Annotated in this window: 19 protein-coding genes and 2 tRNA genes; 10 read left to right on the top strand and 11 right to left on the bottom strand. The window is 67.9% G+C overall.

All coding sequences use genetic code 11. The annotated features are described in order from the left end of the window. The first annotated feature begins 18 nt into the window (after window positions 1-18). Window positions 19-240 carry an endonuclease domain-containing protein gene (locus tag ETX26_RS07815; protein WP_318531650.1) on the top strand — a complete coding sequence of 74 codons (222 nt, stop codon included), beginning with the start codon at window positions 19-21 and terminating at the stop codon, window positions 238-240. Window positions 241-387: 147 nt separating this feature from the next. Here the strand turns inward: ETX26_RS07815 and ETX26_RS07820 are convergent, their stop codons facing one another. Next, on the bottom strand, window positions 388-852 hold the full coding sequence (locus ETX26_RS07820; RefSeq protein ID WP_129524032.1) for an Lrp/AsnC family transcriptional regulator: 465 nt from the start codon (window positions 850-852) through the stop codon (window positions 388-390). Between the two features lie 213 nt (window positions 853-1,065). On the opposite strand from ETX26_RS07820, the gene ETX26_RS07825 reads away from it, so the two are divergent. The 5 genes from ETX26_RS07825 to ETX26_RS07845 all read left to right on the top strand — a co-directional run bounded on the left by ETX26_RS07825 (window position 1,066) and on the right by ETX26_RS07845 (window position 5,456). Beyond that, window positions 1,066-2,763 (top strand): histidine kinase dimerization/phospho-acceptor domain-containing protein, encoded by a 1,698-nt coding sequence (locus ETX26_RS07825; RefSeq protein WP_129524033.1) that lies wholly within the window; start codon window positions 1,066-1,068, stop codon window positions 2,761-2,763. Window positions 2,764-2,795: 32 nt separating this feature from the next. Then, window positions 2,796-3,794: a polysaccharide deacetylase family protein gene (locus ETX26_RS07830; protein ID WP_129524034.1), complete on the top strand. Its 999-nt coding sequence runs from the start codon at window positions 2,796-2,798 to the stop codon at window positions 3,792-3,794. Between the two features lie 61 nt (window positions 3,795-3,855). After that, window positions 3,856-3,929 (top strand) — tRNA-Ile (locus tag ETX26_RS07835). Between the two features lie 25 nt (window positions 3,930-3,954). Then, window positions 3,955-4,031: transfer RNA gene (locus ETX26_RS07840), tRNA-Pro, on the top strand. 156 nt (window positions 4,032-4,187) lie between these two features. Next, window positions 4,188-5,456 carry an MATE family efflux transporter gene (locus ETX26_RS07845; RefSeq protein WP_165271718.1) on the top strand — a complete coding sequence of 423 codons (1,269 nt, stop codon included), beginning with the start codon at window positions 4,188-4,190 and terminating at the stop codon, window positions 5,454-5,456. Here ETX26_RS07845 and ETX26_RS07850 read toward each other — a convergent pair. Together ETX26_RS07850 and ETX26_RS07855 are read right to left on the bottom strand one after the other, a co-directional pair. Then, entirely contained in the window at window positions 5,453-5,941 is a 489-nt protein-coding gene (locus ETX26_RS07850; protein WP_225425542.1) for a DUF421 domain-containing protein, read from the bottom strand. The genes ETX26_RS07845 and ETX26_RS07850 overlap by 4 nt on opposite strands. 62 nt (window positions 5,942-6,003) lie before the next feature. Continuing rightward, window positions 6,004-7,383 carry a M20/M25/M40 family metallo-hydrolase gene (locus ETX26_RS07855; protein WP_129524037.1) on the bottom strand — a complete coding sequence of 460 codons (1,380 nt, stop codon included), beginning with the start codon at window positions 7,381-7,383 and terminating at the stop codon, window positions 6,004-6,006. A gap of 112 nt (window positions 7,384-7,495) precedes the next feature. On the opposite strand from ETX26_RS07855, the gene ettA reads away from it, so the two are divergent. After that, window positions 7,496-9,175 (top strand): energy-dependent translational throttle protein EttA, encoded by a 1,680-nt coding sequence (gene ettA / locus ETX26_RS07860; protein WP_129524038.1) that lies wholly within the window; start codon window positions 7,496-7,498, stop codon window positions 9,173-9,175. A gap of 329 nt (window positions 9,176-9,504) precedes the next feature. Continuing rightward, window positions 9,505-9,855, top strand: a complete 351-nt coding sequence (locus ETX26_RS07865) for a nuclear transport factor 2 family protein (RefSeq protein ID WP_165271719.1) — start codon at window positions 9,505-9,507, stop codon at window positions 9,853-9,855. 19 nt (window positions 9,856-9,874) lie between these two features. On the opposite strand, the gene ETX26_RS07870 is transcribed toward ETX26_RS07865, so the two are convergent. The 8 genes from ETX26_RS07870 to proB form a co-directional block, all read right to left on the bottom strand. Beyond that, on the bottom strand, window positions 9,875-10,312 hold the full coding sequence (locus ETX26_RS07870) for a DUF2267 domain-containing protein (protein ID WP_129524040.1): 438 nt from the start codon (window positions 10,310-10,312) through the stop codon (window positions 9,875-9,877). A 21-nt stretch (window positions 10,313-10,333) separates the two neighbouring features. Continuing rightward, window positions 10,334-10,759: a CBS domain-containing protein gene (locus ETX26_RS07875; RefSeq protein WP_129524041.1), complete on the bottom strand. Its 426-nt coding sequence runs from the start codon at window positions 10,757-10,759 to the stop codon at window positions 10,334-10,336. Window positions 10,760-11,047: 288 nt separating this feature from the next. Beyond that, window positions 11,048-13,339: an NAD-dependent DNA ligase LigA gene (gene ligA / locus ETX26_RS07880; protein WP_129524042.1), complete on the bottom strand. Its 2,292-nt coding sequence runs from the start codon at window positions 13,337-13,339 to the stop codon at window positions 11,048-11,050. Continuing rightward, entirely contained in the window at window positions 13,336-13,734 is a 399-nt protein-coding gene (locus ETX26_RS07885) for a putative quinol monooxygenase (protein WP_225425543.1), read from the bottom strand. The genes ligA and ETX26_RS07885 overlap by 4 nt, the downstream gene beginning before the upstream one ends. Next, window positions 13,731-14,585 (bottom strand): alpha/beta hydrolase family protein, encoded by an 855-nt coding sequence (locus ETX26_RS07890; RefSeq protein ID WP_129524043.1) that lies wholly within the window; start codon window positions 14,583-14,585, stop codon window positions 13,731-13,733. The genes ETX26_RS07885 and ETX26_RS07890 overlap by 4 nt, the downstream gene beginning before the upstream one ends. Before the next feature lie 29 nt (window positions 14,586-14,614). Next, window positions 14,615-16,279, bottom strand: coding sequence for a DNA repair protein RecN (recN, locus tag ETX26_RS07895; RefSeq protein ID WP_129524044.1), 1,665 nt, complete (start codon window positions 16,277-16,279; stop codon window positions 14,615-14,617). Window positions 16,280-16,350: 71 nt separating this feature from the next. Continuing rightward, entirely contained in the window at window positions 16,351-17,157 is an 807-nt protein-coding gene (locus ETX26_RS07900) for an outer membrane protein assembly factor BamD (protein ID WP_129524045.1), read from the bottom strand. A gap of 161 nt (window positions 17,158-17,318) precedes the next feature. Beyond that, a complete protein-coding gene (gene proB / locus ETX26_RS07905; protein ID WP_129524046.1) occupies window positions 17,319-18,470 on the bottom strand; it encodes a glutamate 5-kinase in 1,152 nt (383 codons plus the stop codon). Window positions 18,471-18,650: 180 nt separating this feature from the next. Between proB and ETX26_RS07910 the strand changes: the two genes are divergently transcribed. Beyond that, window positions 18,651-19,439 (top strand): pyrroline-5-carboxylate reductase family protein, encoded by a 789-nt coding sequence (locus ETX26_RS07910; RefSeq protein WP_225425544.1) that lies wholly within the window; start codon window positions 18,651-18,653, stop codon window positions 19,437-19,439. Window positions 19,440-19,485: 46 nt separating this feature from the next. Then, window positions 19,486-20,751 carry a glutamate-5-semialdehyde dehydrogenase gene (locus ETX26_RS07915; protein ID WP_129524047.1) on the top strand — a complete coding sequence of 422 codons (1,266 nt, stop codon included), beginning with the start codon at window positions 19,486-19,488 and terminating at the stop codon, window positions 20,749-20,751. Window positions 20,752-21,010: the final 259 nt, after the last annotated feature.

A 21,010-nucleotide genomic window follows, 5' to 3' on the forward strand; every position in this document is an offset into this window, starting at 1 on the left:
TTTCGGCGGCAGCATCCTATGGGCCGCTACGTTCTCGATTTCTACGTTGCCTCTTCGAAACTTGCCATCGAGATCGATGGCGAAGCGCACGACATGGGCGATCGTCCGGAGCGCGATACTGCCCGCGACGAGTGGCTACGCGGGCAAGGCATTGAGGTTGTGCGCATTCCGGCGAGTGAGGTTCTGCGCGATGCTAAGGAGGTTGCGGACTCGATCGTTCGCTACTGCCTCGGCAAGTAACCCCTCCACCACCGCCCTGCGGGCGGCGGTCCCCCTCCCCATTTGCACTGCGTGAAAATGGGGAGGATCCGAACTGCGAGTGATCCTCCCCATTTTGCGAAGCCAAATGGGGAGGTGGCGCCCGCCGCAGGCGGGTGACGGAGGGGGCTACTCCAACGGCACCCCAGGCTCATGCTTCGCTGTGCGGATCGTCAGCGAGGTCTTCACGCTGGCCACGTTGGGCGCAGGGGTCAGCTTGCTGGTCAGGAATTCCTGAAAGCTCTGAAGATCGCGGCTGACGATCTTCAGGATGAAGTCGATCTCGCCGTTGAGCATGTGGCATTCGCGCACTTCGGGGAGGCCGCGCATATGCTCCTCGAATTCGCGCAGCGCGTCTTCGGCCTGGCTCTTGAGGCTAACCATGGCGAACACGGTGATCGCGAAGCCCAGCTTCGATGCGTCGAGCTCCGCGTGGTAGCCCTTGATGACGCCTTCTTCCTCGAGCGCGCGGACGCGGCGCAGGCACGGCGGTGCCGTTAGGCCGACGCGGTGCGCGAGCTCGACGTTGGTCACGCGCCCCTCGTTCTGCAGCTCGGCCAGCAAACGCCGGTCAATGTCGTCCAGATTCGCCATTGTGGGTGCCCCCAACGGACCCCGCGCGCGGACGCACGGTACGTAATGAACTAAACTGGCCCCATCGTCACCAGTTGGCTAATTTTATTAGCATTGCCAGCAATTGTCCCGCTTTGCAACGCGCTCTGCACGCCGCTGCCGCCCGCGGTGGAAAGTGGTAGAACGGTGCGTTCCCGGAACGCCTTCGGGCGCTTATATGTTGCCGTAGGATCCATGCAGTTCGACGATCGCCTTGCCACAGTGCTGCGCCACCGCGCGAGCGACGGACGTGCCGCGCGCACGCAGTTCCGGCAGTTGCTCGACCTGCTCGGCGCCCGGCGCGACGGCCATGACCGCAACCTGCTCTCCGCCGCGTGGCTGCGTCTCGGCGCCTTGGGCGAGACTGTTCCGGCAACCGACCGCGCCGCGATGATTCGCGACACCGGCTGGCGCTTCCGCAATCCCGAGCTTGCCGCCCATCTGGCTGAGGACGAACCGGAGGTGGCCGCCGCCGCGCTCGCCCGGGCCGATTTGACCGAAGACGACTGGGAGGCGCTGATCCCGCGCCTGCCGATTCGCGCGCGCGGCTTCCTCCGGCTACGCAGCGGCCTTCCGCCGCGGGCGGGGGAACTGCTCGATCGGCTCGGCATACACGATCGCGGGCTCCCGGTCCCGGACCCCGTCGCGCTGCGCCAGGAAGAGCGCGCGCACCCACCGCAGCGCGAGCCGCTCGAGCTCAACGTTCCCGCAAACGACGGCGGCGATGTCGCGCCCGAGGAGGAGAGCGCGATCGGAGCGCTCGTCAAGCGAATCGAGGCGTTCCAGCGCGCCCGCGCCGAGAGCGGCTCGACCGATACATCCCCTCGCCTGCCGCTAGGCGAGCAGGAGGAGCCTGCGCGGCCGCCACTGATGGGCTTCGGGTTCACCACCGACAGCAACGGACGCGTCGACTGGGCCGAGCCGCGCGTCGCGCCGATGGTGGTGGGGACTGTGCTGGCAACGGATGAGATTCGCCATGCGTTGAAGACCTGCCTGCGGGTCGATCGGGCACCGGTCGAGTTGCGCGGCGCTCCGCAGATCGCGGGAGAATGGGTGGTCGACGCCGCGCCGCGCTTCACCGTGCCGGGAGGGCGGTTCTACGGTCTGGCAGGCAAGTTCCGACGTCCCGCACCGCACGCGATCCCGGATGCGGTCCCCGACGCCGCGCGCGAGGCGGACCGTATCCGCCAGCTGCTTCACGAACTGCGCACTCCGGTCAACGCGATCCAGGGGTTCGCGGAGGTCATCCAGCAGCAGGTCTTCGGACCCGTACCCCACGAGTATCGTGCGCTTGCCGCCAATATCGCCGCCGACAGCGCGCGGATGCTCGCCGGCTTCGACGAACTCGACCGGCTCGCGCGGCTGGAAACAGGCGCGATCGAGCCGCTCGAAGGCGATTGCGACTTCGCGCTCCTGTGCCACGGGCTGGCGAAGCAGCTCGAAGGCGTCCTGGCGCCGCGCATGGCGGGTTTCGAAACGGACATTCCCCGCTCGCCGCTGGTCGTGCCAATGGCGCTGCGCGAGGGGGAAGCGCTGGCCTGGCGGCTGTTCGCCACGCTCGCGACCTCGCTCGGTGCGGGAGAGACGGTGGAACTCGCGATGCGTGCCGAAGGCGGCGCGATGGCGCTTACCGCGACACTACCCGCCGCACTCGCCGCCGAGGACGACGTGTTCACCGCTTCGCTGCACGCCGCGCCGGGTACATTGAGCGCGGGAATGTTCGGCGCCGGCTTCGCCCTGCGCCTTGTCAGGGCCGAGGCGCGCGCCGCGGGGGGGGATCTCGAACATGTGGACGAGCGGTTGCGGCTCACATTGCCGCTCTTGACCGCCGCCAGGGGCGATCCTAGCCCCGATCCGACCCGCCAAGAAAGGCGACGACCGCAAGCGCGCTGAACGATGCGGCCCTCGCGTCTGGAGTGCAGCGCTTGAGCCAGCCCAAGACCTCCCCGCCCCCGCCCGGTTCCAGGGCGCGCTTCGCAAGCGATTTCGGACGGCGCGTCATTCTTACCGTCGACACGGAAGAGGAGTTCGACTGGAGCGGCCCCTTCACCCGCGACCGGCACGGGCTCGACCACCTGCCGCGCCTGCGCAATTTTCAGGAGTTCTGCGAAGGCCTCGGCGTCGTGCCCAGCTACCTGGTCGACTGGCCGATCGCCACCTCGGCGCTCGCGAAGGACATTCTCGCCACGCCGCTCGCGAACGGGAGGGCGGAAGTGGGCATCCAACTTCATCCTTGGGTCAACCCTCCGTTCGAAGAGGAAGTGAACGAACGCAACTCGTTCGCCGGCAATCTTCCGCCGGACATCGAGCGTGCGAAGTTCCTGCGCCTGCGGGACGCCATTGCCGAGAACTTCGGCGTCAGCCCCCAGCTCTATCGGGCGGGACGTTACGGCTTCGGCCCGGCAACCGCCGAACTGCTGCGCGAAGCTGGCGTCGGCGTCGATACCTCTTTCCGGCCGCTGTTCGACTACAGCGACCGGCACGGCCCCGACTACAGCGGATATCCGCTCGAGCCGTTCTGGCTAGACGGGGAGATGTCGGTGCTCGAGCTGCCGCTGACCACGGTGTATTGGGGCATGCTGCGGCGACAGGGGCGCCTGCTGCACCCGATGATCTCGCGCATGCCGCGCATGAGCGGCGTCTTCGCAAAGCTCGGCCTGCTCGAACGCATTCCGTTGACGCCAGAGGGAACCTCGATCGACGAGGCGATCCGCGCACTCGACATGGCGCTCGACGACCGGCTGCCACTGATCGTACTGTCATTCCACAGCCCCTCGCTCGCGCCGGGCTACACCTCGTACGTCGAAACCGACGCCGATCTCGACGCGCTCTACGATTGGTTCCGGGCGGTTTACGCCTATCTTGGCCAGCACGGCGTGAAACCCACGAGCGTGGCGGAGATCATGCGTTCGGTAGAAACGTAGTAAGCCATCTTGCCACCCGCGGGGCCACAAGCTAGGCGCGACACGCTGAAACGGTATCCATGGGCCTGTAGCTCAGTTGGTTAGAGCTGGCCGCTCATAACGGCTAGGTCGCGGGTTCGAGTCCTGCCGGGCCCACCGGATGCCGGGATGCCACAAGGGTCGGGGAGTAGCGCAGCCCGGTAGCGCGCCTGCTTTGGGAGCAGGATGTCGCAGGTTCGAATCCTGTCTCCCCGACCAGCATTTTGTGACTCGCGAGTGTCCCGGGGACCTCCGGCCAAAATGCTCCCAAGCGAAGCGGGGAGGTTTCGAGGAGCGACGGTTATTTCCACGATCTCTCCTTCCTCCACGCGCTCCCTCGACACTCGCGCCGTCTGGGCGATCGCCCTTCCCGCGATGCTCACCAATGTCGCGACTGCGCTGATCGGGCTTGGCGACATGTGGATCGTGGGACGGCTGGAGGACGCCGCGGCGCAAGGCGCGGTGGACGTCGGCGCGCGGCTGTTCGCCGTTCTGTTCACAGTCATGAACTTCCTCAAGACGGGCACGACCGGGCTGGTCGCGCAGGCGGGCACGCGGAGCGGCGCGCAGGAACAGGCGGCGATATTGCTGCGCGGCGCAGCAATCGGGATCGCGATCGCAGCCATGCTGCTGATTGCCAAGCCGGTGCTGATGCCGGCGCTGCTCGGGGTGCTGGGCGCTCAAGGAGAGGTGCTCGCAGCCGCGCAGACTTACGCCGAGATCCGTTACTGGACCGCGCCGGGGGTCATGCTCAATCTCGCGCTGATCGGCTATCTCGTGGGGCGGCGGCGGATGGCCGCGGTGCTCGTGTTCGAGGTCGCCTACAACCTGCTCAACGTCGCGCTGGGGCTGTGGTTCGTGCTCGGCCTCGACATGGGGATCGCAGGCGTCGGCTGGTCCAGCTTCGCCGCGGAGTACGCCAAGCTCGCCGCGGTCGCGATCTTCGTGCTGCGGGCCGATCAGGGGCGCACGATCCTCGATGCCGCGCGCGAGCGCACGGTGCTGCGCTGGAACAGCCTGCGGCCGTTCCTATCGCTGAACCGCGACCTGTTCCTGCGCACCGTGGTGCTGATGGTCGCGCTGGCCGCGCTCACCCGGCTGAGCGCCGAGCGCGGCGCGGTGGTGCTCGCGGCGAACGGCATCCTCTACCAGATGTTCGTCTTCACCGCGCTGCTGCTCGACGGGTTCGAGAACGCCGCGCAAGTGCTGAACGGCGAGCGGGCCGGCGCGGCGGACCGGGAAGGTTTCGCGCGCTACATCAAGGCGATCCTGCTGCGCGGCTTTGGCGCAGCGGCGCTGGTTGCCCTCACCTTTGCAGCGCTGGCCGATCCGATCCTCGCCAGCTTCGCCGCGACCGATGCGGTGGCCGAGGCAGCGCAGCAGCAGGCCTTCTGGCTGATCCTGCTCCCCTTCGCCGGCGTCGCCGGATTCGTGTTCGACGGCGTGTTCGTCGGGGCGAGCTGGACACGGGCGCTGCTCGTTTCGATGCTCGGCGCCGTGCTGGTCTATGCCGGCGTGCTATGGCTTGCCTGGCCGCACGGCAACTGGGGCCTGTGGCTCGCCTTCACGCTGTTCCTCGTCGCGCGCGCGGCGATACAGGCGGCAATGCTTCCGAGCCTCATGCGGCGCGAACTGGGCCGCTAGTTTTCCCGCTCGACGCCCTCGAGCAGGCGCTCGCTGGTCGTTTCACCGTGCAGAACGCTGACGTCGCCGGTGGTTTCGAGCACGACCGCGCGCACTTGCGAAAGGTCGGAGACGTTGGCCTCGCGCAGCTTGGCGAACAGGTCGCTCTCTGCCACGCGAGTCCGGTCGAGCGCGTCACGCAGAATCTCGCCGTCGCGCATCAGCAGCACCGGTTCGTTCTGGATCACGTTCTCGATCGCGGGGGAGATCCTGCGCAGCCTTGCCGCGCCCCATTGCGCCAGGAACAGCCCCGCCATCGCCACCAGGGGCTGCGCGAACCCGCTCCAGTTATCCGCCTGCGACGCCCCGGCGACGAGGCTGCCCAGCGCGATCGTCATGACGAAGTCGAAGCTGGTCATCTTGGAAAGCGAACGCAGGCCGTTGACCCTGACGAGCAGCACCACCCACGCAAGCGCGGCGACCGCGAGCAGCAGGCCGCGCGCCACTATGTCGAGCGTGTCGTTCGCAAACAGGATCGGCCGGTCCTTCCGTTACCGACCGAACAACGTTACTCGCCCTTGATCGGTCCCGGTTCGTTGGCGAGGATGCCGACCACCTGGGTCCATACCGCCACGTTCTGGCGCAGCTGCACCGGATCGACCTTGTCGAGCGTGTCGTCGGGCGTGTGGTGCAGGTCGAAATAGCGCGTGCCGTCCTGCTGCAGGTCGATGATCGCTGTTTTCTGGTCGCGCGCGATGTTGATGTCCGCCCCGCCGGTGGCGACGCCGGTGCCGTTGGAGACGCCGAAGCGCGCGACGGCCGCCGCGATCCTCGCGTGCAGGTCCGGATTGCTCTCGCGGAAATTGCTCTCGAACTGCCAGATGCGGTCCGCGCCGAAATCGCTTTCGAGGCCGACCGCGATCGGCTCGTCGATATGCGCGGCGGAGTAGGCCCTGGAGCCCCACAGCCCGGTCTCCTCCGCCCCGGCCATAAGCACGCGGATCGTGCGCAGCGGCTGGCCTGCGGCAGCGACATGCTTGGCGGCCGCGGCGACGATGCCGCAGCCCGCGCCGTCGTCGATCGCGCCGGTGCCGTTCCACCAGCTATCGATGTGGCAGGCGACCAGCACCGGCGGCAGGGAGGGATCGCGCCCGACGATCTCGCCCACGACATTGCCGCTGGTGGTCGTCCCGAGCTCGCGCGGTTCGAGCGTCAGCTTCATCGTGATCGGCCCCTCGGCGCGGTCGAACATCCGCTCGAGATTGAGCGCATCAGGGATCGACAGCGCGCCCGCCGGAGTGGCGGCGACTCCTTCGGGAAAGCTCGTGCCGCCCGCGTGCGGGTTCCGATGACGATCGGTGCCGACGGACTTGATGACGGTGGCGACCGCACCCTTGCTCGCGGCGATCCCCGCACCGACCCAACGCGTGGGCCCGGCGAAGCCGTATTGCGATCCGTCCTGTGTCGGCGTCATCGCGTGGCCGATATAGGCGATCTTGCCATTCAGACTGCCCGCGGGCGCGGCCTCGAGCGCCGCGACGTTGGCGAACTCGACCACTTCGGCGGTGATCCCCTCGGGACCGGTCGAGGCACTGCCGCCAAGCGGCTGGACGACCAGCGGCTGCGGGAACGGACTGACGATCTCGGCGCGGTGCAGTTCGCCCGGCACCCAGGTCTCCATCTCGAACGGCTCGTCGGCGACGTTGGCGAAGCCATTGGCCTTGAGCCATGCAACCGCCCAGTCGCGCCCGCGCTTCTCCGCCTCGGTGCCGGCCTGGCGCGGCCCCACTTCGGTCGTGATCCCCTCGACGAAGTCCCACGCGAGCGTGTCACTTTCCAGCGCAGCATCGGCGCTTGCGGCAGCGGCGGGAGTTTCGGAAGCGACGGTCTGCGCGGCGGCGAGCGTCGGGAGCGATGCGGCGGCGAGCGCCAGTACCAGAGTCCTCATAGGCGCGCTTGCTATCGGCGTCTTGCGGCCAAGTCCAGCTTGCCCGCGCCCTCCCCAACGCCTATCTGCGCGCCAACTCTCGAAACACCCGTTTGTACCCGAAGGACGACTGATGGCCGCCCAATACGCATTCGTCATGAAGAACATGACCAAGACTTTCCCAGGTGCCGCCAAGCCGGTGCTGCAGGATATCAACCTGCAGTTCTACCAGGGCGCCAAGATCGGCATCGTCGGCCCCAACGGCGCGGGCAAGTCGACCCTGATGAAGATCATGGCCGGCATCGATACGGACTTCACCGGGGAGGCCTGGCCGGGCGAGAACATCACCGTCGGCTATCTGCCGCAGGAGCCGGAGCTCGATCCGAACAAGACCGTGCTCGAGAACGTCAAGGACGGCGCGCGCGAGGTCGCGGACATGGTCGAGCGCTTCAACGCGATCAGCGCCGAGATGGGCGATCCGCAGGACGACACCGATTTCGACGCGCTGATGGAGGAGATGGGCACGCTCCAGGAGAAGATCGACGCGGTCGACGGCTGGACGCTCGACAACCAACTCGAGATCGCCATGGAGGCGCTGCGCTGCCCGCCCGGCGACTGGCCGGTTACCGAGCTGTCGGGCGGCGAGAAGCGCCGCGTGGCGCTTACCCGCCTGCTGATCCAGAAGCCCAGCATCCTGCTGCTGGACGAGCCGACCAACCACCTCGATGCCGAAAGCGTCGAATGGCTGGAGAACCACCTCAAGGAATATGCCGGCGCGGTGCTGATGATCACCCACGACCGCTACTTCCTCGACCACGTCGTCGGCTGGATCCTCGAGCTCGATCGCGGCAACTACTTCCCCTACGAAGGCAACTACTCGACCTACCTCGAGAAGAAGGCCAAGCGTCTCGAGCAGGAATCGCGCGAGGAGAGCGGGCGGCAGAAGTCGCTCAGCCGCGAACTCGAGTGGATCCGGCAGACGCCGGCCGCGCGCCAGACCAAGTCCAAGGCGCGTATCCGCAAGTTCGAGCAGCTTCAGGAAGCGCAGAGCGACCGCAAGCCGGGCAAGGCGCAGATCGTCATCCAGGTGCCCGAGCGCCTCGGGGGCAAGGTGATCGAGGCCAAGAACATCTCCAAGGCCTATGGCGACAAGCTGCTGTTCGAGAACCTGTCGTTCATGCTGCCCCCGGGCGGCATCGTCGGCGTGATCGGCCCCAACGGCGCCGGCAAGTCCACGCTGTTCAAGATTCTCACCGGCAAGGAAGAACCCGATAGCGGCAGCGTCGAGATCGGCGACACGGTGCGCCTCGGCTATGTCGACCAGAGCCGCGACCATCTCGACCCCAAACACAACGTGTGGGAGGAGATCTCCGACGGGCTCGACTACATGAAGGTCAACGGCCACGACATGTCGACGCGGGCCTATGTCGGCGCGTTCAACTTCAAGGGCCAGGACCAGCAGAAGAATGTCGGCAAGCTGTCGGGCGGTGAGCGCAACCGCGTCCACATGGCCAAGATGCTCAAGCAGGGCGGCAACGTCCTCCTGCTGGACGAGCCGACCAACGACCTGGACGTCGAGACGCTCGGCGCGCTGGAAGAGGCGATCGAGAACTTCGCCGGCTGCGCCGTGGTCATCTCGCACGACCGCTTCTTCCTCGACCGGCTGGCGACCCACATCCTCGCGTTCGAAGGCAACAGCCACGTCGAATGGTTCGAAGGCAACTTCGAAGCCTACGAGGAAGACAAGCGCCGCCGCCTCGGCGACGCCGCCGACCGCCCCACCCGCCTCGCATACAAGAAGCTGACCCGCTGACCCTCTTCTCCCCTCCCGCTTGCGGGAGGGGCCGGGGGTGGGCCTGTACCCTCCCGCGACGGCCGAGCTGCCAAAAGAGTGCGCTCGCGGAGACGCAGAGGAGTGCGCCAAGCTCTTAACCCTGTCATCCCCGCGAAAGTACCCTGTCATCCCCGCGAAAGCGGGAATCCCGGGTCTGCGGTTCGACTATGGATCCCCGCTTTCGCGGGGATGACAGAGGGGCGCCCCCAATCGACCGTCCCACGCCGCGACACGCGCGGTCGGCGGACCGGCTCCTCCCTTTGAAACACTCGCCCAACACCGGCGTTCTTCCCCCTGAGGAGAAGCCGATGCGATCGACACGGGAAGTCATCGAGGACCATCTTGCGCTGCAGCGCGAGCACGATCTGGGTGCGGACGTCGAGCGGAACTACGCCGACGACTTGCTCGTCATGGCGAAGGACGGCGTATTCCGCGGCAAAGACGGGATTCGCAAGACGGCCCGCATCCTCCAGGAAAACCTGCCCGACGCCACCTATCGCTACGAACTGCTGCGGGTGGCCGACGACTACGCCCTGCTCGGCTGGTCCGCGACCGCCGCCAACGGCGCACGCACGCGCCACGGCGCCGACGCCTTCGTGGTGAAGGACGGCCTGATCGCCGTGCAGATCATCCACTACGACGTGGCACCGCCGAACTAGCCGGCGCGCACCAAGACCTTCAGGCCACCTGTTCGGCGCTGCGCCAGAGGTCGCGGATGCCCTCGGGCAGGATCGCCTTGATCTTCTCGATCTGCCCGGTGTCGATGTTGCGCGACAGCACGTCGAACACGGCCCGGATCGCCTCCTCCGGATCGACCGGCCGGGTGTCGGCCAGCCATTCGGTCACTTCGGCGACGAACTCCTCGCGGTTGCATCGGACTGGCTGCCGCGCGGGCTGGTACTGATCGTAGTAGACCCCGCGCACGAGCAGCGGGAGCTGCGCGCCGAGGTGCGCCGCCTCCTCCACCGGCAAGCGGTCGCGCAGCTTGTGCAGCACTGTGCTCAGCGCTTTCCACGCGACCTGCCGGTCGGGGCCTAGCCGCTCCATGATCTGGTCGAGCCAGATGTTGGTCGTCTGCAGGGTCTTGTCGAATACCTCGAGGCCGTTGGCGCTCATCGGTCTTCTCCTTGGTTGGCGTCAGGTGGCGTGCAGACCGCCCGGCTGCGCGATCTGGCTCAGCGCCTCGCCGGAGTCGCGCTCGTCCTTCTTCGCGAGATCGCCGATCGAGACGATGCCGACCAGCCGCTTGTCGCGATCGACCACGGGCATCCGGCGCAGCTGCTGGTCCCCCATGTTCTCGAGCACTTCGTCTGCATCGTCGTCGGCGTAGCAGTACAGGACCTCGCCGCTCATCGCCTCGCGCACGGGCGTGTCGCATTCGCGGCCCTTGGCAACGGCGCGAACCGCGATGTCGCGGTCGGTGATCATCCCGACGAGGCGCTCGTCCTGACCCACCGGAAGCACGCCGGCATCGATGCGGTCCATGATCTGGGCGGCTTGCTGGATGGTGTCGTCCGGGCTCGCCACCTGGACGTCTCTCGTCATACATTCGCTGACTTGCATCGTTCGTCTCCGCTAGTTGGCTGGTTCGCCCCCTCACCATCCGGCGCGGGGCGCCGGGAGGCGCGGAGCAGGACGTGGAAAAGGCCACGTCTACCTGGCCAATGGATGGCCAGCGATAACGTTGCGTCGACCGCCGCAGACAGGCCACGCCTTGGCTCGGGGCGCGCCGCTCCATACGCATATCCGTCACCCCAGCGAAAGCTGGGGTCGCGTGCCGCCAGGTTGTACGGTGCGGAGAGCGATCCCAGCCTTCGCTGGGATGACGCGATTAGCGGGGGAAGGTGGCTCTCAGCCCGCCGCCTTGACGATCTCTGCCCAGGCGGCCTCGTCGATCACCTCGATGCCGAGCTCCGCCGCTTTCTTGAGCTTGCTGCCGGCCCCGGGGCCGGCAACCACGAGGTCGGTCTTGGCGCTGACCGATCCGGCGGCCTTGGCGCCGAGGCGCTCGGCCTGGGCCTTGGCCTCGTCGCGGCTCATGGTCTCCAGCTTGCCGGTGAAGACGACCGTCTTGCCCGCCACCGCGCTGTCCTTCGTCTCGATCACGTAAGCCGGCGGATCGACCACGCCCGCGCCGGGCTCGGCGCCGATCAGGTCGTGCCACACATCGCGGTTGTGATCCTCGTGGAAGAAGTCGGCCAGCGCGAAGCCGACCGCGGTGCCGATCCCGTCGGCACGCACTTCGAGGATGTCCTTGATCGCCTCGACCATGCGGGTGTTGAACTTGCCTTCGGATTCGTCCGGCCCGCGCGGGTTCTCCTCGCGGTAGGCGTGGATCTCCGCCGCCTTGCCCGGCAGACGCCGGATGTCGCTCAGGCCCTTCATCAGGTCGCGCGCGGTGACCGCGCCGACGTGGCGGATGCCGAGCCCGAACAGCAGCCGCGCGGCATCGGGCGCGCGCTTGGCCTCGATGCTCGCCAACAGGTTGTCCACAGACTTGTCCTTCCACCCCTCGAGCGCGAGGATCTCGTCGCGCCGGCGCTCGAGGCGGAAGATGTCGGCCGGGCTTTCGAGCCAGCCGAGGGCGAAGAACTGCTCGATCGTCTTCTCGCCCAGCCCCTCGATGTCGAGCGCGCCCCGGCTGACGAAGTGCTTGAGACGCTCGGTCCGCTGCGCCGGGCAGATCAGGCCGCCGGTGCAGCGCACGTCGACCTCGCCCTCCTCGGCGACGGCCTCGCTGCCGCACTCCGGGCATTCCTCCGGGAAATGATAGGGCAGCCGCTTGGCATCGCGGGTCAGGTTCTCGACCACTTGCGGGATCACGTCGCCCGCGCGCTGGACCTTGATCCGGTCGCCCGGCCGCACACCGAGCCGCGCGATCTCGTCGCGGTTGTGCAGCGTGACATTGGTCACCGTCACCCCGCCGACGAGCACCGGCGCGAGCCGGCCGACCGGGGTCAGCTTGCCGGTGCGCCCGACCTGGATGTCGATCGCCTCCAGCGTCGTCTCGGCCTGCTCCGCGGGAAACTTGTGCGCCAGCGCCCAGCGCGGCGCCTTGGCGACGAAGCCGAGCCGCTCCTGCCAGTCCAGCCGGTCGACCTTGTAAACCACGCCGTCGATCTCGTAGCCGAGCTTTGCGCGCCCCTCGCCGATCGCGTGGTAGTGCGCGAGCATCTCCTCCAGCGACTGGCAGCGCTTGAGATCAGGGCTGATCGGCAGGCCCCATTCGCCGATCCGCCGCATGACCACGTGCTGCGTTTCGCCCGGCACTTCCGATGCCGCGCCCCACCCGTGGGCCCAGAACCGAAGGGGCCGGCTGGCGGTCACGCTCGGGTCCTTCTGCCGCAGCGAACCGGCGGCGGCATTGCGCGGATTGGCGAACTGGCGGACTTTGGCGGGGTCGAATTCCTCCCCCTTCGCCTCCGCCTGCGCCCGCGCCTCCTCCATCAGCCGCCCGTTGAGCGCAAGGAAGGCCTCGCGCTCCATGTAGACCTCGCCGCGTATCTCGAAGACTTCGGGAAACTCCCTCTCCCCTCCAGGGGAGAGGGTCGGGGAGAGGGGGATATTGTCCTCCTCCCCCTCTCGCTCCGCCGCGTCGCGGCTCCTCCCTCTCCCCTGAAAGGGAGAGGGCTTCAATTGCTGCGGAATGTCCGCAATGCACGCCACGTTCGCGGTGACATCCTCCCCCACCAGCCCGTCACCGCGGGTCGCCGCGCGGACGAGCGTGCCGTTCTCGTACCGCAGCGAGCACGACAGCCCGTCGATCTTGTCCTCCGCGGTAAAGGCGAGCGGCGCGTCCTCCGCGAGCGCGAGATAGCGCCGCACGCGCGCGACGAAGTCCGCCACCTCCTCCTCGGCGAAGGCGTTATCGAGGCTCATCATGCGAACCTCGTGCGTCACCTTCGACAGCGGCGACCCCGCAACCGCATGCCCGACCGCTCGCGACGGCGAATCCGCCCGCACGAGATGCGGAAACCGCTCCTCCAGCTCGGCATTGCGGCGCACGAGCGCATCGTATTCCTGATCGGTGATCTCCGGCGCGTCCTCGGCGTGATAGAGCCGGTCGTGCCGCGCGATCGCCTTCGCGAGCCGCATCAGCTCGTTGGCGGCCTCGGCCTCGGAGAGCGATTCAATATCCGTCATGCAGCGGCGTTTGCCACCGGCTTGAACTCCGCGCGAGTGCCGAATTCCGCAATCAGCGAGCGGCCCTTTGCGATCGCCGCCTTGACCTGCGGCAAGGCCAGCGAGGCGGCGTGAGCCTCTTCATCCGCCCATATCTCGACCACCCACAGCGCATCCGGATTGGCCGCATCCTCGCCGACGAGATAGGCGAAGTTGCCCGGCATCTTCTCCGTGCCCTCGGTCAGAATCGCCGCGAGCGCCGCGCGCTGGCCGGGCTGCGCGATGATCTGCCCGATCAGGCCGTATTGCGGTTGTTGCTCTTCCATGATCCTCCCCAGCGCTTCCACCCGCCGCGCGGGCAACACCGCCGCCGCAAAAGCGGCAAGCGCCGCCAGATGCATTCGCCGGTCCATCATCGAGCAACCTCTCCGCCCCGCAACAGATTCAGCATGGCGGGTTCGTTGGCGGCGTGGGCTTCGGAGCCGGGTGTGAGGACATCGAAGTGGCTGGCGCCGGGGTTCTCTCGAATCTCCAACCGTGTGCCCGCAGCGCGAATTGCCGCCTGCGCGGGTTCAGGCGGAGACGGGAGGACAGCCTGGACGAACAGCAGTTCCTCCAGCTGCGGTGCATGGTCCGCGGGCGTAATCGCGCCATAGCGCGCGGGCACGGCGCCCGGATCGCCGCCCATGAACGGATCGACCGCCGAAAACTCGCACAGGGCGTCGAACGCCGTGCGCTCCGCCCCGATATCCGCCGGGCCGTCGAGGACGATTGCCGCGCGCACCGCCAGTGGCTCGCGCGCGCCAAGCGGGCTGTCGCTCCCCTGCGCCATTGCCAGCCACTGGGCCGGGAGCGCGCCGGCCGAGTGGCCGACCAGCGTCACCCGCGCACGGTCGATCGGGTGCGCGGCGGATACCCGGTCGATCAGCGCGGCCGCGGCCTGCCAGTCCGCGAAGCTGCCCGGCCAGCCGCCGCCGTCGCCGACCTCGCGGTAGTCGACGTTGAGCGTGGCGATCCCCTGCCCCTGCCAGCGCGTCGCGAGCGGCGCCATGTAGGCCTGGTTGGCCACGCCGGTCTTCCAGCACCCGCCATGGAAGATCACCGCGAGCGGAAACGGCCCCTCTCCCACCGGCAATCGCAACTCCGCGAACCCGCGGTGATGATCGGCATAGCGCAGCACCGCGTCCGGCTCCGACGGCTCCAGATGCGCATCGGTGCCGAACGTGTCGCCGCCGGCGGGCGCGGCCGAGGACGTGCCCGTGGCCATCAGCAAGGCGATCCCGAGCGCGGCATGCCTCACACCCCCTCCAGCAACCGGTCCGCCTGTGCGCGTGCCTCGGGCGTCACTTCGGCGCCCGAGAGCATGCGCGCGATTTCTTCCTGCCGACCGCTCTCGTCGAGCAGCAGGACGGAGGTCTTCGTGACGGTGCCCTCGCTCGACTTCGCGATCAGGTAGTGCACGCGGCCGCGCGCGGCGACTTGCGGGCTGTGCGTCACCGCGAGCAGCTGCCCGCCTTCCGCCAGCCGCGCAAGGCGTTCGCCGATCGCGCTGGCGACCGCGCCGCCGACGCCGCGGTCGATCTCGTCGAAGATCACCGTCGCCGCCCCGCCCTGCTCGGCGAGCGCAACCTTGAGCGCAAGGATGAAGCGCGACAGCTCGCCCCCGCTGGCGATCTTGGCCAGCGGGGCGAAGTCCGCACCCGGATTGGTTGCGATCAGGAATTCGACGCTGTCCAGTCCGTGCGGCCCCCAGCGTTCCTCGGGCAGTTCGCCGACCGCGGTGCGGAACCGCGCCGCATCGAGCTTGAGCGGCGCCAGCTCCGCCGCCACAGCCTGGTCAAGTTTCGCCGCCGCCGCAAACCGCGCCTCATGCAAGGCGCCTGCGCGCCGGCGATAGAGCTCCCCCGCCTCGCGCGCCGCCGCTTCGAGCGCGTCGAGCTCGGCCTCCCCGCCTTCGATGGCGTCGAGCGCGGCGCGAAACGCGCGCATCTTCTCGGGCAGCTCGTCCACCTCACAGCGGTGCTTGCGGGCGAGCGCGCGCAAGTCGAACAGGCGCGTCTCGGCCGCCTCCAATGCGGCCGGATCGTGCACGAGGGCCTCGGCCGCAGCTTCCAGCTTCGCCTCAGCCTCGCTCGCCTCGATCACCGCGCGATCAAGCGCGGCCAGCGCTTCAGCCAGCAGCGGGTGCTCGGGCGCGATCCGGTCGAGCCGCCGCGCCGCCACCCGGAGCGCGGCGAGCGGCGAATCGGATCCGTCCCAGACATGACGCAGCTCCTCGAGATCGCCCGAAAGGCGCTCGCCTTTCTGCATGGCCGCGCGCGCTTCGGCGAGCCGCGCCTCCTCGCCCGCTTGCGGCTCGAGCGCGGTCAGCTCCGCCAGATGCGCCAGCAGCAGATCCTGGTCGGCCCTGGCCTGATCGATCGCCGCGCGCGCACTTTCCAGCCGCTCTTCGGCCCCGCGCCAGGCATCCCACGCCGCGGCGACACCCGCGGTGTCCGCCCCGGCATAGCGGTCGAGCAGGGCCCGGTGGCCGCGCGGATTGACCAGCCCGCGGTCGTCGTGCTGTCCGTGCAGCTCGACCAGCACCGGCGCGAGCGCGCGCAGCAGCGCGACGCTGACCGGCTGGTCGTTGACGAAGGCCTTGCTCCCGCCATCGGCGCGTACCTGGCGACGGACGATCAGCGGTTCGCCGGGCTCGATCGCGATCTCCGCATCGTCGAGCGCTTCGGCCACCGCATCGGGCAGCCGAGCGAACTCGAAGCTCGCGGTCACGCTCGCGCGGTCCTCGCCGCCCCGCACCAGCATGGTCTCCGCCCGATTGCCGAGGACGAGGCCCAGCGCGTCGAGCAGGATCGACTTGCCCGCGCCCGTCTCGCCCGTGAGCACGCCAAGGCCGCGCCCGAAATCGAGATCGAGCGCTTCGATCAGCACGACGTTGCGGATGGACAGGCGGGTCAGCATGACTGGCCCGATTCTCTAGCCTGTATAGGAAAGCGCGTCACCAACCGGCACGCGCTTGCGAACAGCCGCGATCAGCTCGCGCTGACACCCGCCGCGTGGTCCTGCACCAGCTCGTAAGCCTTCTCGTACCATTCGGTGCCCGGATAGTTCGCGCCCAGAACCGCGGCGTATTTCACCGCCTCCTGCGGAATACCGAGCGCCAGGCTGGTCTCGGTCAGGCGGTAAAGCGCCTCGGGCGCATGGCTGGTGGTCTGGTAGTTGTCGACCACGTTCTGGAAGCGGATCTGCGCCGCAAGCCATCTGCCGCTCCGTTCGTAGAAGCGCCCGATCTCCATCTCCTTGCCGGCGAGGTGATCGTTGACGAGGTCGAGCTTCAGCCGCGCATCGGCCGCATATGCGGTCTGCGGGAAGCGGCGGACGACCTCGTTCAGAGCGGTACGCGCCTGCTCGGTGATCGCCTGATCGCGATGCACGTCGCTGATCTGCTCGTAATAGCTGAGCGCGATCAGATAATAGGCGTAGGGCGCGTCCTTGTTACCGGGATGGATCGACAGGAAGCGCTGCGCGCTCTGAATTGCCTTGTTGTAGTCGCGCGCGACGTAGTAGCTGAACGCGCTCATCAACTGGGCGCGGCGCGCCCACGGCGAATAGGGGTGCTGACGCTCGACTTCATCGAACAGCGCGGCGGCGAACTTGGCATTGCCGTTATCGAGCCGCCGCTTCGCTTCGGCATAGAGCGTTTCCACGTCGCGCGCGACATAGGCGAGCGAATCTCCGGAGCCGCCGCCGGTCCCTGCGCAACCTGCGGTGAGGACGGTCGCCGCGCATGCGGTGGCGGCGAAAGCGAGCTTGAGCGGCGAACGCGGACGTGTGGTCATGGCAGCGGCCTATACCGCCGCACTCGCTGAACGCAAAGTGAAGTTGGCGGCGGGGACGGCCATCATCTTGTCGTCGGCCACCCCTATCCCTTCATCAATCAAGAACGTCATCCCAGCGAGCGCCGGGATGGCGGAGGGCTCTATCCCGCCCCTTCACCGCATCACGGCGACGCGGTCATCCCCGCCGGCGCGTCCCACAGGAGGTGACGGTTATCCAGCATGACGAGATTGTTCGCACGAATGATCTCGCCCTTCGTCTGGTACCCCAGCAGCTGCTCGGGCGGAGTCTCGGGATTGACGATCATCACCCGGATTTCCTCGGAGGTGAAATCGCTCAGGCCTCGCGCGCGCTCCACGCCGTCGGTGTCGTAGAGGTGCAGCACGTCGCCGCGGGTGAAATCGCCATCCATCGCCTGAATGTCCTCGCGGTGGATGGAGCGCTTGTTCTGCACCAGTTCGTCGGCGAGCTCCTTCGCCACCTCGATGCTGCCGGCCATCTGCAGGCGATTGGCGATCCAGCCGTCCTTGCCCGACATCGGATTCGGGTGGGGCAGGCACTTGGTGCAGCGCCGCTCGCCGTTCAGCACGGCGGACAGCGGGCGTTCGTATTCGCCGTTGGCGATGTAGGTCGTGCAGCCGGCCTCCTGCGCCATGTTCGCGGCCTTGAGCTTGGTGGTCATGCCGCCGGTGCCGAGCGTGCTCGTCCCGGTGGTCGCGGCCATGTACTCGCCGACGTCGCGAACTTCCTCCACCAGCTCGGCCCCGGGCTCGTCGGGGTTGCGGTCGTAGAGGCCGTCGACGCAGGTCAGGATGACAAAGTCCTTCGCGCCGACCATCTGCGCCACCTTGGCGGCCAGCCGATCGTTGTCGCCGACCCGGATCTCTTCGGTCGTGATCGAATCGTTCTCGTTGACGATCGGCACCACCCCCGCCTCCAGCAGCCGGTGAACGGTGTTGCGGGTGTTGAGGAAGCGGCGGTGATGCTCGAAGTCGCCCAGCGTGAGCAGAACCTGCGCGATCTCGAACCCGTATTCGTGGCCGACCTGCTTGTAGGCGTTCAGCAGCAGGGGCATGCCGCAGGCTGCGGCCGCCTGCTTGTCGCTGACGCCCGCGGTCTCGGGCGTTTCGCCCACGATCTTGAGGCCCAGTGCCACCGCGCCGGAGGAGCACAGGATGACGTTGTATCCCTCGTTCCGCAGTCGGGCGACATCCTCGAGCAGTCTCTGCATGAAGCCGAAGCGCGGAGTCAGGAGGTCGGAATTGGCGAGGAGCGCGGAACCAATCTTGACGACGACGTTTCGATTCTCAGCCACAGCGATAAAATCCGTTCCTTGAAAAATTCGGTCCGTTACGTAGATAGCCGTTGTGCAATGCACAACCGGGGATATGGAAAAAATCCATTCCAGCGTGGCGCGATCGCCTGCGGCAGGAATTTTATTCTATCGTCCACGCGGTTCCAGGGGATTATTCGTTTTTCGAGCTAGGGGCTTCACTTGAACTTCAACAACATAGTCATGATCGGCTGCGGCAAGATGGGTGGCGCACTCCTGAATCACTGGATGACGGGAGGCGAGAACTTCACGATCGTCGATCCAGCACTCGATTCGGCACCGTCGGGCGCGCGGTTGGTCGCTGACATCGAGGCACTTGGTGACGAAAACTTCGACGTGGTGATCGTGGCGATCAAGCCGCAGATGATCAACGAGGTGCTTCCCGGCTACGCCAGCCGGCTGGCCGAGGGCGGCTACGTGCTGTCGATCGCCGCCGGCTGTTCGGCGCAGCGGATCGCCCGTGCGATGAACGGCGCCCCGGTCGTGCGCGTCATGCCCAATCTGCCGGCGGCCGTCGGCCAGGGCGTCAGCGGGCTCTACGCCGGCCCCGAGGTTGGTGCCGACCAGGGCGCCCACGCCTCCGCGATGATGGAGCGCGCGGGCACCGTGGTGACCGTCGACGACGAGGACCGGCTCGACCGCGTGACCGCCGTCGCCGGCTCCGGCCCCGGCTATGTGTTCGAGATCGCCCGCGCCTATGTCGCCGCCGCCGAGGAGCAGGGCTTCAGCGCGGAAGATGCCCGCGCGATGGTGCTCGGGACGATGGCCGGCGCGCTCGCGATGGCGATGGAGGACGGCGCGCCCGACCTCGAGACGCTGCGCAATTCGGTGACCAGCAAGGGCGGCACCACCGCCGCCGGCCTTGCCGCGCTCAACGGGGACGAGACGCTCTCGCGCCTGATGCGCGTGACCTTGCAGGCGGCCTACGAACGGGCGGTCGAGCTGCGCTGACTCGCCGCGCGCTCCCGCTCATGACACGAACGATACGAGGATTCCGATGAACGACCAGACACTAGACCCGCAGATCCATATCCATGAGCTCGGACGCCGCGCGCGTGAGGCAGCGCGCGGGCTCCTGTCCGCCAGCACCGAGGCGAAGAACACGGCGCTGCGGGAAGCCGCCAAGGCGCTGCGCGAAGCCACGCCCGCGCTGCTCGAGGCGAACGCCGCCGATGTGGCGAGCGTCGAGGGCAAGAAGCCCGACAGCTTCGTCGACCGCCTGCGCCTGACCGAGGACCGCATCGAGGGCATGGCGAAAGCGCTCGAGGAAATCGCCGAGCTGCCCGACCCCGTCGGCCGCAAGCTCGCCACCTTCGAGCGGCCCAACGGCCTCAAGATCGAGCGCGTCGCCGTCCCCATCGGCGTGATCGGCATGATCTACGAATCGCGCCCCAACGTCGGCGCCGACGCCTCGGCCCTGTGCCTCAAATCGGGCAACGCGGTGATCCTGCGCGGCGGTTCGGAGAGCCGCAACTCGACCCGCGAGATCGTCGCCGCCATGCGCGCCGGGCTCAAGGCCGCCGGCCTGCCGGAGGACGCGGTGCAGACCGTCCAGACCACCGACCGCGAGGCCGTGGCCGAGTTGCTGCGCGCGGTCGACTACGTCGATCTCGTCATCCCCCGCGGCGGTCGCGGGCTGGTCGAACTGGTGCGCGACCAGGCGAAGGTCCCCACCCTCCTCCACCTCGACGGCAACTGCCACAGCTACGTCCACGCGGCGGCCGACATCGACGAGGCGGTGAAGGTGATCCGCAATGCCAAGCTGCGCCGCACCGGCATCTGCGGCGCGACCGAGAGCATCGTCATCGACCGCGCGGTGGCGGGCGAAGTCGTCCCCAAGCTGGCCGACGCCATGGCCGCCGACTGCGAACTGCGCGGCGACGCCGAAGCGGTCGCGCTCGACGACCGGATCAAGCCCGCGACCGGGGAGGACTGGGACACCGAGTACCTTGATCCCATCGCCAGCGTGAAGATCGTCGACGGCCTCGACGAAGGCATCGCCTGGGTCGATGAACACTCCAGCCACCACACCGACGCGATCCTGACCGAGGACGCCGAAGCCGCCCGCCGTTTCCTGACCGCGATCGACAGCGCGGTGGTGATGCACAACGCCTCCACCCAGTTCTCCGACGGCGGCGAGTTCGGCATGGGCGCCGAAATCGGCATCGCCACCGGCAAGATGCACGCCCGCGGCCCCGTCGGCCTCGAGCAGCTGTGCAGCTTCAAGTACCTGGTGCACGGGGACGGGCAAACTCGTCCGTGACGAGTTTGTTTTTTGTTTAGCCTCAAGCGCCGGCGGGCCCATCCGGCCCCTTGGCTTCCGCGCCAGTAGGCGCGGCGGCCGGTCGGCCTTGCGGTCCCTGCGGGACCGAGACATCGCCTGATAGCCATGGCCGGGAAAGCCCCGGTCGGCGATCAGCCGACCGCAAGGGCGACCGCCCGCCCGCAGGCGCCCCGTAGCGAAGCGGAAGGAGCAGCGCCGAGGACGCGCGCGCGGATGCGCGTGCGAAAGAACAAACAAA

Origin of the sequence: Pelagerythrobacter rhizovicinus (assembly GCF_004135625.1) — a bacterium.
GTDB classification, from domain to species: domain Bacteria; phylum Pseudomonadota; class Alphaproteobacteria; order Sphingomonadales; family Sphingomonadaceae; genus Pelagerythrobacter; species Pelagerythrobacter rhizovicinus.

Coding starts and splice junctions, on each gene's coding strand:
- ETX26_RS07870 (WP_129524040.1), bottom strand. CDS start 10,312: ATGAGCGCCAACGGCCTCGAGGTATTCGACAAGACCCTGCAGACGACC.
- ETX26_RS07885 (WP_225425543.1), bottom strand. CDS start 13,734: ATGATGGACCGGCGAATGCATCTGGCGGCGCTTGCCGCTTTTGCGGCG.
- ETX26_RS07900 (WP_129524045.1), bottom strand. CDS start 17,157: ATGACCACACGTCCGCGTTCGCCGCTCAAGCTCGCTTTCGCCGCCACC.
- ETX26_RS07915 (WP_129524047.1), top strand. CDS start 19,486: ATGAACGACCAGACACTAGACCCGCAGATCCATATCCATGAGCTCGGA.
- ettA (WP_129524038.1), top strand. CDS start 7,496: ATGGCCGCCCAATACGCATTCGTCATGAAGAACATGACCAAGACTTTC.
- ETX26_RS07845 (WP_165271718.1), top strand. CDS start 4,188: ATGCTCACCAATGTCGCGACTGCGCTGATCGGGCTTGGCGACATGTGG.
- ligA (WP_129524042.1), bottom strand. CDS start 13,339: ATGACGGATATTGAATCGCTCTCCGAGGCCGAGGCCGCCAACGAGCTG.
- ETX26_RS07875 (WP_129524041.1), bottom strand. CDS start 10,759: ATGCAAGTCAGCGAATGTATGACGAGAGACGTCCAGGTGGCGAGCCCG.
- ETX26_RS07820 (WP_129524032.1), bottom strand. CDS start 852: ATGGCGAATCTGGACGACATTGACCGGCGTTTGCTGGCCGAGCTGCAG.
- ETX26_RS07855 (WP_129524037.1), bottom strand. CDS start 7,383: ATGAGGACTCTGGTACTGGCGCTCGCCGCCGCATCGCTCCCGACGCTC.
- ETX26_RS07815 (WP_318531650.1), top strand. CDS start 19: ATGGGCCGCTACGTTCTCGATTTCTACGTTGCCTCTTCGAAACTTGCC.
- ETX26_RS07865 (WP_165271719.1), top strand. CDS start 9,505: ATGCGATCGACACGGGAAGTCATCGAGGACCATCTTGCGCTGCAGCGC.
- ETX26_RS07825 (WP_129524033.1), top strand. CDS start 1,066: ATGCAGTTCGACGATCGCCTTGCCACAGTGCTGCGCCACCGCGCGAGC.
- ETX26_RS07890 (WP_129524043.1), bottom strand. CDS start 14,585: ATGGCCACGGGCACGTCCTCGGCCGCGCCCGCCGGCGGCGACACGTTC.
- recN (WP_129524044.1), bottom strand. CDS start 16,279: ATGCTGACCCGCCTGTCCATCCGCAACGTCGTGCTGATCGAAGCGCTC.